The organism is Paraburkholderia oxyphila NBRC 105797 (genome assembly GCF_000685075.1).
Lineage (GTDB): Bacteria > Pseudomonadota > Gammaproteobacteria > Burkholderiales > Burkholderiaceae > Paraburkholderia > Paraburkholderia oxyphila.
This window is the reverse complement of sequence record NZ_BAYD01000094.1, coordinates 1-11,614: the sequence shown is the minus strand read 5'-3', so window position 1 is coordinate 11,614 and position 11,614 is coordinate 1. Positions and strand designations below refer to the sequence as shown.

Genomic DNA, 11,614 nt, shown 5'->3' with positions numbered 1-11,614 from the left:
TTCAAGGTTATTTCGCGGCGCCGGCTGCCACGAGCGTGGCGGGGTCGAGCGGCGCGTGCAGCAGGCCGTAGTGCACCATCGCGTCGGTGAGCGGGCGCAGCGAGGCGGCGTCGGGCGTGAGAGAGCCCCAGTCGAAATAGTGCGTGACCTGTTGCGCGAGATCCGGCGCGAGCTTGAACTCGCTCACGAGCCATTGCTGATAGAGGGCGGGGTTGGCGCGGAAGTCGGCGCTCGCGCGATCGAGGACGCGGTTAAAGCGCTGCAGCACGTCCGCATGGCTCTTGACCCAGTCCTCGCGCGCGAACAGCACGTCGAGCGCGATACGCTGGTTCGGAGGGAGATTCGCGATGACACCCGAGCCGAGCGTGACGGCCTGGACATTCGGCGACATCTTCGCCGACGCATAGAAGGGCTCGGAAATGCAGGCCGCGTCCGCGTTGCCGACCTGCAGCATGCTGGCCATCTGCGGCATCGGCACGATGATCTTCTTCACCGAGTCATAGGGCACGCCCGCTTGCGCGAGGTGCTCCTTCACGAGCAGCTCGCACACGGCGCCCGTTGCGTTGATCGCGACGGTCTTGCCGCGCAGGTCGGCCACGCTGTGAATGTTCGACGCTTTGCTGGCGATCAGCCACGTGTCCTGCTTGCCGGGTGCGCCGTACTCGTAGTCGAGCGTGTCGATAATCACGAACGGCTGGTTGCGTGCGCGCGCGAACAGCACGGGAATGATGCCCGAGTAGCCGATATCGACCGAGCCGCTCGCGAGCGCCGACGACACCGCCGGCCCCGAGCCCAGCGTGACGATCTCGGGCTTGAGGCCCTCCTGAGCGAAGTAGCCTTTGCTTTGCGCGTAGTAGATCCGGATCATCGAATCGGCGCGAATCTCGCCGATCCGGATGGTCGTGGGCGCGTCCGCGGCGAGGGCCTGCCCGGCCGCCGCCACGAACGCGGCGCCCACTAGCGCACGCTTGATCAAGCGCTTGAACATGGTTGTCTCCTGTCTGTCTTTATGAAATGAAGAATGCGTTCAGTGCGGCGTGCGCATGGACTGGATCAGCGTGACGACCTGATGGCGCAGGTCGAGGAACTCGCGTTCCTCGCGGGTTTCCAGCTGCGTGCGCGGCCGCGCCAGCGAAACCTTGATCTGCTGCGCGACCACCGTCGGGCGCTTCGAGAGCACGACGATGCGGTCGGCCATGTAGACGGCTTCGTCGACGTCGTGGGTCACGAGCACGCAGGTTTGCTTGTAGCGGCGCGCGAGGTCGAGCAGCAGGTCCTGGATGTCGGCGCGCGTTTGCGCGTCGACGGCGGCGAGCGGCTCGTCGAGCAGCAGCAGTTGCGAGCGCGCCGCGAGGCCGCGTGCGATTGCGATGCGCTGCTGCATGCCGCCCGAGACCTGCCACGGATAGTGGCGCTCGAAGCCTTTCAGGCCCACATTCGCGAGCAGCTCGTGCGCATACGCGAGCTTGTCGGCGCGGCTCATGTCGTGAACCCGCTTCATGCCGAACACGACGTTCTGCAGGTTGTTCTTCCAGGGCAGCAGCGAGCGGCTGTAATCCTGGAACACGACCGATACTCCGGCGGGCGGCCCGTCGACGGGCTTGCCGCCGAACTCGACCACGCCGCTGTCCACGCGATACAGGCCCGCGAGGCACATCAGCAGCGTGGTCTTGCCGCAGCCGGACGGCCCGACGATCGAGAGGAACTCGCCTTCGAGCGCCTCGAAGCTCAGGTCGCCGATGATCGGGTTGCGCATGGCGCCTTCGCCGAGCGCCTTGGCAATGTGCTGCACCTTCAAGAGGGCGCCGGGCGTGCCGGCGCTGCGGTTTTCGGGGCCGCTTGTCGCCGCGCCCGGGTTCGCCGCGCTCCGTGCGGGGTTCGCGCCCGCGGGAGGCATGGCCGCCGCTTCGCGCCGCATATTCAAATCAGCTTGCACGTCTATTCTCCTGCCCGCTTGCCGGGCATTCAGTCGACCCGCTACGTCGTCTGTCTGCCACGCCAATCGGGATCCAGTCATGGGATTCAGTCGTGTATCGATCTTCAGTCGTATGTCGGTCGGGCTTCAGTCCGCGGCGATCGCTTCAAAGGCCGCATGCAAGCCGTTCATGCAACGCTCGACGTGTTCTTTCTCGAACGTGAGCGGAGGCGAGAGAATGATTTTGTTGCCGGCGATGCGCACGAGGAGCCCTTGGGCGCATAGCGTGGCGTAGAGCTTCTTCGAGGCCGGATGGGTTGGCGGCAAGGGTGCTTTCGTCGCCTTGTCGAGCACGAGCTCGATGCCGAGCATCAGGCCCTTGCCGCGCACTTCGCCCACCTGCTTATAGTCGAGCAATTCCCTCAGGCGTGCGAGGAAATATTCGCCCTGGCGAGCGGCGTTGCCCGGCAGGTCCTCGCGCTCGACGATGTCGAGGTTCGCGAGCGCCGCAGCGCAGGCGAGCGGATGGCCGGAGTATGTGTAGCCGTGCATGATGGTTGCGAGCGGATGGTCGGTGTCCCATGCGCGCGCGACGCGTTCGTTGACGACGGTGGCGCCGAGCGGCACGTAAGCCGAATTGATGCCCTTGGCGAAGTTCATGATGTCGGGCGCGACGCCCCATGCCCGCGCGCCGAACATCGAACCGGTGCGCCCGAAGCCGGTGACGACTTCGTCGGCGATCAACAGGACGTCGTGGCGGTCGCACAGTTCGCGCAGGCGGGGCCAGTAGCGCGCGGGCGGCACGATCAGCCCGCCCGCGCCCTGCACGGGCTCCGCGACGAAGGCGGCCACGGTGTCCGCGCCTTGATGCAGGATCTCGCGCTCGAGGTCGTCGATGCAGAGATCGACGAGCCGCTCGGGGTCGTCGGTCCACGGATTGCGGTACAGATACGGCGCCTCGGCCTGGAAAAAGCCCGGCAGCATCGGCTCGTACGCGCGTCGCCACATGATGTTACCGCCCGCCGACATGCCGCCGAAGTGCAGCCCGTGATAGCCGTGCTTGAGCGAGAAGATCTTGGTCTTCTCGGGCTTGCCGCTGAGCTTCCAGTACTGGCGTGCGAGCTTGAACGCGGTTTCGTTCGCGTCCGAGCCACCCGAGCCGTACATCACGCGAGCCATCTTTTCCGGCGCGAGCATCTTGATGAGGCGCGCCGAAAGGGCGATGGAAGGCGGGTTCGAAAGATTGGAGAAGGTGCCGTAATAGGCGATCTGATCGAGCTGGTCGACGATGGCCTGCTTGATCTCGGGGCGGCCATGACCCACGTTCACGCACCAGAGGCCCGCGGTGCAGTCGAGATAGCGCTTGCCGTCGATGTCTTGCACGAACACGCCTTCGCCCTGCGTGATGATCGTGGGCAGGGCGGCCTCGGTGGCGGCGGGCGCTGCCATCGGGTGCCAGATATAGCGGGCGTTGTCGGCCGCGATGGCGCTGCGGTCCACGGACTGGTTGCTGAACACGTTGCTTGTCTCCGATGAGGATGTTGATCGTTACGTCGCTTCTGTGCTGTGTTGCACGCTGTTTTGTGTTGATATAATATAAACAGTGTTGACACATCGTTAAAACAGTATGGTAAGCTGCTGTTTGTGTGTCAAGCCGGAACCCATTCATGAAAACCCTTGCAAAGTCTCTCGACGTGCTCCAGCAGTTCGTCAACGCAGGCTCCGATCTCGGAGTGACCGAAATCGCGCAACGCACCGGCATTGACAAGGTGATCGTGCACCGCATCCTCAAAACGTATGCGGAATACGACTTCGTTGCGCAGAACCCCACGACGCGGCGCTATCGCCTGAGCAATGCGATCCTCGCGCTGGCGGCCGCGCAGCAGAACAGCTTTCCGCCGCTCGAGGCCGCAAGGCCGCATTTGCTGCAGCTGTGGAAGAGCACTTCGGAAACGATTCATTTCACGGTGGGCCGCAGCGACGAGATGGTCGTGCTGCAGGTCTACGAGAGCCCGCTGCCCAACCGCGTCGCGGCGGATCTGGGCGAGCACGTGCCGATGTACTGCACGGCGGCGGGCAAGGCATGGCTCGCGCGTTTGCCCGAAGCCGCGCTCGACGACTACCTCGCGCGCGTGAAGCTCGTGGCGCGCACGCCGAACACGCTGATCGAGCGCGACGCGCTCCTGGCCGAGCTCGAACGCACGCGCGAGCGCGGCTATGCGCAGGATATGGAGGAGTACGAACCGCACCTGCATGCGCTGGCGGCACCCATCGTGAACAGCCGTGGAGAAACGCTCGCGTGCGTCGCGCTGGCGGCGCCAGCCGCGCGCATGACAAAGCGCGTGATGACGCGCCTCGCACCCGTGCTGACCGAGCGCGCGGCAGCCATCTCGGCGGAGCTTGCCCATGTGACCTCGATCGTCTGATCTCATTTCCCTCTAGCCGCCAGGCACGCACGCGAACGCGATGAACGTTTGCGGCGTGCCTGTTGGCATTCATCCTCAAGGAGAGACAGTTGGAGACTTGCACCTACCCTCAATCGCGCCAGCACATTGCCGGGCAGTGGCGCGACGGCACGGGCGCGCTCGCGTGCACCGTGGTAAATCCGGCCACCGAAACGACTTTGGCGTCGTTTCAGGCCGCGTCCGATGACGACATCGCGCAGGCCGTCGCGGCGAGCGCCGCGGCATTCCCGGCATGGGCCGCACGCAGCGCGTTCGAGCGCGGACAGATCATGCGCGCCGCGGCCCAGCGCCTGCGCGAGTCGGCGCAAGAGAGCGCCATGCGACTCACGCTCGAGCAGGGCAAGCCGCTCGCCGAGGCCGCGCGCGAAATCGCCCAGGCGGCCGACGTCATCGACTGGTTCGCCGAGGAAGGCCGCCGTGCCTACGGCCGCGTGATTCCCGCGCGCGCGCCAAACCTCCAGCAGTGGGTCGTGCAGAAACCCGTGGGCCCGGTGGCCGCGCTCACGCCCTGGAACTTCCCGGTCATGCTGTCCGCGTGCAAGCTCGCCGCCGCGCTCGCGGCTGGCTGCACGGTGGTGCTGAAGCCCGCCGAGGAAACTCCCGCCGCCGTCATGGCGCTCGTCGATGCGTTCGTCGCAAGCGGCACGCCGCCCGGCGTCGTGCAGATGCTGATTGGCGACCCCGGCCATATCTCCAGCACGCTGATTGCGTCGGCGGCCGTCCGCAAGGTCAGCTTCACCGGCTCGATCAACGTCGGACGACTGCTTGGCGAGCAGGCGGGGCGGCATCTCACGCGCGTGACGCTCGAGCTGGGCGGCCACGCGCCCGTGATCGTCTGCGAAGACGCGGACCTCGAAAGCGCACTCGACACGCTCGCGGGCTTCAAATTCCGCAACGCCGGGCAGATCTGCGCGAATCCTTCGCGCTTCTATGTGCACCAATCGCTGTATCCGCGCTTCGTGGAGGGATTTGCCGCGCGCGCCCGTGCCGTGAAAATCGGCGACGGACTCGCGCCGGACACACAAATGGGCCCGCTCGCGAGCCGGCGGCGCGTCGAGCAAATGGCGGCGCTCGTCGACGACGCGCACGGCGCGGGCGCGCGCATCGTGTGCGGCGGCGAACGCCTGCCTCAAGCGGGCTTCTTTTTCCAGCCCACGGTGCTCGCGGACGTGCCCGAAACGGCGCGCGTGATGAACGAAGAGCCGTTTGGCCCGGTCGTGCCGATTGCCTCGTTCGACTCGCTCGACGATGTGATCGAACGCGCGAATCGCTTGCCGGTTGGACTCGCCGCTTACGCGTTTACGACATCGATTCGGAATGCTGATCGTCTGGCGGATGCGCTCGAAGCCGGCGCCGTGGGCATCAACAGCGTGGCCGTGCTGCAGCCTGAGACACCCTTCGGTGGCGTCAAGGACAGCGGCTTCGGCAAGGAAAACGGCATCGAAGGCTTGCAGGACTATCTGTGCGCAAAGTTCGTTAGCCGGAGCTTTGCGTAGCCCCTGGCGCACCGTTGCACTGCGTTGCGCGTCTCATCGTAAACCCATAAGTACGCCGGATTAACTTGACACGCATTTTTCGTCTCCCAATACTGAATCAATATTAGAAACAGTGTTGATATTATATAAACAAGCGAAGACGCTCAGGAGACGGTTGATGAAGAGAGTGTGTAGTGGTCTGGCGTGCCTTATGGCTTCGGCTGGCATGGCGCATGCGCAAAGCGTGACGCTGGCGGGCGACATTACGACAGGGATTGCCTACGTCAGCAACGAAGGAACGAACTACAACTGGAACCCGTATGCGGCGAATCCGGGTTTGGGTCACGCGTACCGCTTCCTCGACAACAACTCGACGGGCAGCCGCTTCGTGCTGACCGGCACCGAGCCGCTGGGCGACGGCACGGCCGCGACGTTCAAGCTTGCCGACGGATTCAAGCCGTCCAACGGCGCGTTCGCGCCGGGTGCGGGCGGGCGCCTGTTCGGCATTCAGGCGACGGTGGGCCTCAAGAGCGACACGCTGGGCCAGGTCACGCTCGGACGCCAGTACGATCCCATGCAATATCTCGTCGCGATCTACGCATCGGACAACGACTGGGCCGGCACGATCGGCGGCCACATCGGCGACTCGGACAATTTCGATGGATCGTTTCGCGTCAATAATTCGATCGAGTACATGAGTCCCGTTTGGGCGGGGCTGCAGTTTGGCGGCCTGTATGGCTTCAGCAATTCGGCCGGCGGATTCGCCGACAACCGCATCTGGTCCACGGCGCTCAGCTACACGAACGGGCCGCTCGGGCTCGCTGTGGGCTACATGCGGCTCGATACGCCAGATAGCATGACGAATCAGACCGGTGCAATCGGGGCATTGAACGGTGTGCCGTCCACCGACGACTACTCGAACGCGTTCACCACGAACCCATTCGGCGCGGGCGTGGCGAAGCAGCAGATCATTGGTGCGGGCGGTGCGTACTCGTTCGGCAAGGCCACGTTGGGCGCGACGTTCTCGGATGTGCAGTTCAACTATCTGGATGCGACGAAGCTGGAGTTGCGCAACTATGAGTTGAATTTCAAATACGCGATTACGCCGGTCCTGACAGTTGGCACTGCATACATTCTGACGACTGGAGATTTCGACGCGAAGCCCGGCACGCCGGGCAAGACGCCCAGGTGGAATCAGCTCAATCTCGGCATGGATTACAGCCTGTCCAAGCGAACGATGCTGTACCTCGTCGGGGCGTACCAGCGGGCGAACGGTGACGCCCGATATGCGTCTCTTCAGCCATCGCTGTTGCCGCTTTCATCGTCCCGCGAGCAGGCCGTGATTACGGCGGGGATCGATCACCGGTTTTGACGCGTCAACGCGAGCCGTGAGATGACAAAAAGAAGCGGACCGCCGCACGCGGCGGCGTCCAGGGTGAAGGTGGCGCTGGCGGCGGTTTGTGGGACGAGCGGGCCGCTGGCGCTTCGATCACAGGCGGTCAATGTACGTGGAAAACGCCGCCGATGCCGATGCTGACCGGCGGTGCCGCGTAATAGCCCGGCGCATAGCCGGCGTAGTAGCCCGGCGCGGGCGCGTAGCCATAAGGCGGCGCGACGATGCAACCACACAGGCCGCTAATCAGAGAGAGGGTGATGAGGGTCCGAATCATCGACGTGCGTCCGACCAAAGTGAGGGAGTAAAAAACCGGGCTACGCCAGTGGCGGTGCACAGTTATCCGACAAGACGATCGAAGTTTAGTGCACGAATTTCAGGATTGGGTTTCGCGCATCTTTACACGTGTAACACGGTGTGACCGCTGATACATGTTGCCCCGTTGACCGACCCGCTGCTGCGCCACGCGGCAAACGTATCGGCAGCTTTGGCGAGGGGGCTATAGGTGCCTGCCCGATTCTGTACGGCGATCCGCGCGTGGTGGGCGTGACGCTGGCGCCGCTTGCGGGACCTCGGCGTCGAGCCAGCAATGGGTCGCTGCGGCGATCAGCCCGCACAGCCAGCGCACGCCCTCGGCGCACTCGCCCGATTCGTTCCACGTCATCCGGTACACGATGTCGGGCGGCTGCGCGGGCAGCGCGACAACGGCAAGCGGCAGCAGCTTCGCGTAGTGCCGCGCGAGCCGGCAGGTGGTGGTCAGGATCAGGTCGGAGCGCACGAGCGCGTGCGCGTCGAGTTCGAAGTGCGGCAGCGTGACGACGATGCGCCGCTGCAAGCCGACGCGTTCGAGCTGCCGGTCGATCGCGCCGGACGCTTCGAGCCACGACGGGGTTGGGCAGAGCTGCGGCGCCTGCGCGAAATCGGCGGCCGTGATCGTGCCACGCCTGGCGATGGGATGCGTGGCGCGCATCAGGCACACGACGCGGTCGTCGAACAGGTCGTCTTGCCGGAACCGCGAGAGACGGGCGGTGCGGTTGTCGATCACGATGTCGAGTTCGCCGTCGGCGAGCGCGCGCTCGTCGTCGAAGCCATCGCCGAGCGGATGGAACACGAGCTGCGCATTCGGCGCCTGTTGGCGGAACAGCGCGATGAGCTTTGGCACGAACAGTACGTTCAGGTAGTCGGGGCAACCAATCCGGTAGGTGCGCACCGACGTGCGTGCATCAAACCTCGGCTGCTGGATGCGGATGAAATCGATCACGCGCAGCGCGTTGCGCAGCGGCTCGATGAGCCGCGCGCCGAATTCGGTCGGCACCATCCCGTAGCGGCTGCGCACGAGCAGCGGATCGCCGAGCAGCGTGCGCAGCCGTTTCAGTGCGGTGCTGGTCGCCGGCTGGGACATGTTCAGGCGCACGGCCGCGCGCGACACGGTGCGCTCGGTCAGCAGCACGAGCAGGATGCGCATCAGCCGCGCCTCGAGTATTTCGAGCGCGTGTGCCGTGTCGAACCCATCGGATGCGTCGGCGGGGGAGGCGTCCGGTTTCAATGCGTCCCGCACGTCGATGCGCCTCCTGGCGACGCGATGTTCGTGCGGTATGTGGACTCCAGTTGCACGCCGGTGTCTCCTTCCATGCGAACCGGCCGCGTGTGCACGCAGCGCTATGCTCGGGCCTGTGGGTGTTATGTACAGTATTTGTCAACCAGTATGAAGCGGTGGCGCGGCAACGGGAAATTAAATATTTGGTTGGTGGTTATTTGAGAAATGAATGGCGCGATAACGGTGGCGGCGAGGGTTGCACCGACCTCACCCCTCGTGATCGACCACCACGCACTCGAGTCGCGAGGCATTGGCCGCACATTCGAGGGCGGCCTGAAGCTCGGTCATGCCAGGTGAAGACGAGTCTCGCGACGCTGGTCCTCGTGCAGGCGTTGCGCGCCTACATGGCCAGCGGCGAGTATGCGGGGGGCTGGCTCAGGGCGTTGTCGGACGCCAGGGTCGGGTCGGCGCTCTCAATGATGCACGGCTCGCCTGAACAACGCTGGACGATTGAGTCGCTGAGCTCAAGCGTCGGGATGTCACGCACGGCATTTGCGTCGCGGTTCCGCACCATGGTGGGCAGCGCGCCGCTCGCTTACCTGCATCAATGGCGGATGGCGATTGCAATGACAGCGCTTAAGGACTCCGAAGAACTGCTCGTGTCGATTGCCGGACGCATTGGGTACCTGTCGGACACGGCATTCAGCATTGCGTTCAAGCGCGCAACCGGCATCAGTCCGGGCCGCTATCGGATGGAGCAGCGTCGCTGAGGGGCGTCGCGAGCTGCTCGCTCGTCTCCCGCGCGGCGCTGGCCGCGCGGACCGTTCAATTGCGCGGCGGCTTGCCAACCAGCGCCCGGTACTCATTGGCCGAGGCCGGCTTGCGTCCGTGCAGGGCGGCGATGTCGCGCGCCATGGTGAACATCTCCAGATTGTCCTTGAGGCGCTCGTCGCTGTTCGGATACTTCCACGGCGTGTCTTCGGTGCCGATGCGGATATGCAGGCCCATCATCGTGGCGAGCGTCGTCATGTAGAGCGTCGCGCGGCCGGCTGCACAGACGCTGATCACCGAAGTTGGATCGATCTGGCGGATCTGGTCGACCATCAGGAACAGGTGTTTCGTCATGTCCTGGGCGTTGCTGACCCAGGTGCCGGATACGAGCGTGCGGCCGACGTTGAACGGCAGGCCGTAGAGGATCAGCCAGTTATAGGGCTTCTTGAGGATGCCGGTGTCGATGAGCTTGCGTTTGGCGAGCTCGATCTCGCCGGAGCTGTGGACGGCCAGTTCCGGCTTGACGCCGGCGGCCTCGAGCTCCGTGATGGCGGGCACCATGAACGCTTCCGGATGGCCCGGCGCGCACGGTGCGACTTCGCATTGACCTGCACGCGCGGGGCTCACGCATTCATCGAAGGACGAGCCGTTGAGGACGTTCAGATTCGGCACGAAGTCGTTGCCAAAGCGCGCGCGCAGCGGCTCGAGCACCGCGGCGTAGGCCTCGGTGGGCGGGATATCACGATCGAGCCGGCGGCCCTTCTCGTCGGTCATGAATGAGAAGTCGATGTGCACGCCGCAGGCACCGGCTTCGATGACGCTGGATGCCGCGTCTACGTACTCGGCGAGCGAGGTGGTGCTCTCGAAGCGCCCCGATACGGCGGCATTGATCGCGATCTTCTCCGACACGTCCCATTTGGGTTGCAGCTCGGCGCCGGCAATGAACTGGTACTCCTCCATTTCGCGTTTGGCGGCTTCCCAGAGTGAAAGTTTTTCGACCATGATGATCCTCGATACAAGTGGTAAAAAAAGGTTCGCAACGTTGCGAACCGGCGGCAATCAGACCGGGCAGGTCTGCCTGGGCGCTGCCGTTACGCGACGCGTTTGCCCTTCGCAAGAGACTTCTGGTCAACCGACGAAACGGATGAGATCGGCATCGCTCTCGCAATCGCATCAATCGGGAATGATTCCACGAAAGATCGATTGATATCGAATGATGTGTTGTGGAATTAATTTAGTCAAGGGGATGAGGGTATGCCCTGGCATGGCGCGGCGCCGATCGGCTAGTGCTGGAATGGGACGAGGGGATTTCCGCGCCGTTGCGGCGGAGAAGTCACGAAGAGATGGGCGTTTCTGGCGGGTGCCGCACCAATCAGATTGCGCAGAATCTGACTGGGAGGCCGGGCGACGCTTGGGTAGTGGACTAGCGGCCGGCTTCGTGCGCGGGGAGGGTGGCGCGCCGCGCGGGGCGGCGGCCTTGTACGGCGTGTGGTTAGCGCGTGGTTGGCGAGACGGGAATTCGCCTTGAAACCGGGATCAGAGTCCCGGGGCCGGCTCCAGTCTGGCGGCGGTCTTGATCGTGCCGCTGGCGCTTGCGTCGGCGGTCCGTTGCGCGGCGTCCTCGGCCGCGACCTTCGCCCGTGCGGCCTCGAAGTTCTCAGGATAGTGGACCGAGTCGCGCGGGTTATAGCCCGCAGCTTCCAGTTTTGCCAGTTCGGCGTAGCGCTGGGCGTGGGTCACGGGCTGTGCCGATTGTGCCTGCGAGGCGAGCGGCGCGGCGATGAGGACGGCAAGCGCGAGCGCCGGGGCAAACGACTTCTTCATGATTCTCTCCGATTCAAACTTGAACGATTCGTGCAACGACCACGCGGTCGTGCAGCTTTGAGCGGAGTCTAGTAGGGAGTTCAACCTGGGGTAACCCCGTAATGCGCCAACGAAGCGTTGCTGTGTGGTCAACAATAGGCGTGCTGTGGGGCGCGTGGCGCGCCATGGGTTTTATGTGCGTTGGCCTTAACTTGTTTTCGCGGCGGGCCGCAGGCGTTGGCCTTTCCTTGTTTT

Annotated in this window: 9 protein-coding genes and 2 pseudogenes; 4 read left to right on the top strand and 7 right to left on the bottom strand. The window is 64.4% G+C overall.

Features of this window, described 5'->3' with window-relative positions:
- Positions 1–7: 7 nt before the first annotated feature.
- The 3 genes from BO1_RS37190 to BO1_RS37180 form a co-directional block, all read right to left on the bottom strand.
- Positions 8–988 carry an ABC transporter substrate-binding protein gene (locus BO1_RS37190; RefSeq protein ID WP_028221913.1) on the bottom strand — a complete coding sequence of 327 codons (981 nt, stop codon included), beginning with the start codon at positions 986–988 and terminating at the stop codon, positions 8–10.
- Positions 989–1,027: 39 nt separating this feature from the next.
- Positions 1,028–1,936, bottom strand: coding sequence for an ABC transporter ATP-binding protein (locus BO1_RS37185; protein WP_218002843.1), 909 nt, complete (start codon positions 1,934–1,936; stop codon positions 1,028–1,030).
- A 126-nt stretch (positions 1,937–2,062) separates the two neighbouring features.
- The gene (locus BO1_RS37180; RefSeq protein ID WP_407670047.1) at positions 2,063–3,433 is read right to left on the bottom strand and encodes an aminotransferase class III-fold pyridoxal phosphate-dependent enzyme; all 1,371 of its coding nucleotides are present in this window, start codon (positions 3,431–3,433) and stop codon (positions 2,063–2,065) included.
- A gap of 149 nt (positions 3,434–3,582) precedes the next feature.
- Between BO1_RS37180 and BO1_RS37175 the strand changes: the two genes are divergently transcribed.
- The 3 genes from BO1_RS37175 (at position 3,583) to BO1_RS37165 (ending at position 7,227) form a co-directional block, all read left to right on the top strand.
- Complete coding sequence (locus BO1_RS37175; RefSeq protein ID WP_028221910.1) at positions 3,583–4,341, top strand: IclR family transcriptional regulator; 759 nt, start codon at positions 3,583–3,585, stop codon at positions 4,339–4,341.
- Positions 4,342–4,430: 89 nt separating this feature from the next.
- The gene (locus BO1_RS37170) at positions 4,431–5,876 is read left to right on the top strand and encodes an NAD-dependent succinate-semialdehyde dehydrogenase (RefSeq protein WP_043288156.1); all 1,446 of its coding nucleotides are present in this window, start codon (positions 4,431–4,433) and stop codon (positions 5,874–5,876) included.
- 157 nt (positions 5,877–6,033) lie between these two features.
- Entirely contained in the window at positions 6,034–7,227 is a 1,194-nt protein-coding gene (locus tag BO1_RS37165; protein ID WP_028221908.1) for a porin, read from the top strand.
- Positions 7,228–7,354: 127 nt separating this feature from the next.
- Here BO1_RS37165 and BO1_RS60435 read toward each other — a convergent pair whose 3' ends face one another.
- Both BO1_RS60435 and BO1_RS54320 read right to left on the bottom strand, forming a co-directional pair.
- Positions 7,355–7,525 (bottom strand): hypothetical protein, encoded by a 171-nt coding sequence (locus BO1_RS60435; protein WP_167338423.1) that lies wholly within the window; start codon positions 7,523–7,525, stop codon positions 7,355–7,357.
- Positions 7,526–7,795: 270 nt separating this feature from the next.
- Positions 7,796–8,806 (bottom strand): annotated as a pseudogene (locus BO1_RS54320) (LysR family transcriptional regulator); the annotation flags it as partial.
- Between the two features lie 335 nt (positions 8,807–9,141).
- Between BO1_RS54320 and BO1_RS61510 the strand changes: the two are divergent.
- Positions 9,142–9,555: pseudogene (locus tag BO1_RS61510) on the top strand (helix-turn-helix transcriptional regulator); the annotation flags it as partial.
- 55 nt (positions 9,556–9,610) lie between these two features.
- Here the strand turns inward: BO1_RS61510 and BO1_RS37140 are convergent.
- Positions 9,611–10,558: a 3-keto-5-aminohexanoate cleavage protein gene (locus BO1_RS37140; RefSeq protein ID WP_028221907.1), complete on the bottom strand. Its 948-nt coding sequence runs from the start codon at positions 10,556–10,558 to the stop codon at positions 9,611–9,613.
- Between the two features lie 534 nt (positions 10,559–11,092).
- Positions 11,093–11,380 carry a DUF4148 domain-containing protein gene (locus BO1_RS54310; RefSeq protein ID WP_043288176.1) on the bottom strand — a complete coding sequence of 96 codons (288 nt, stop codon included), beginning with the start codon at positions 11,378–11,380 and terminating at the stop codon, positions 11,093–11,095.
- Positions 11,381–11,614 lie beyond the last annotated feature (234 nt).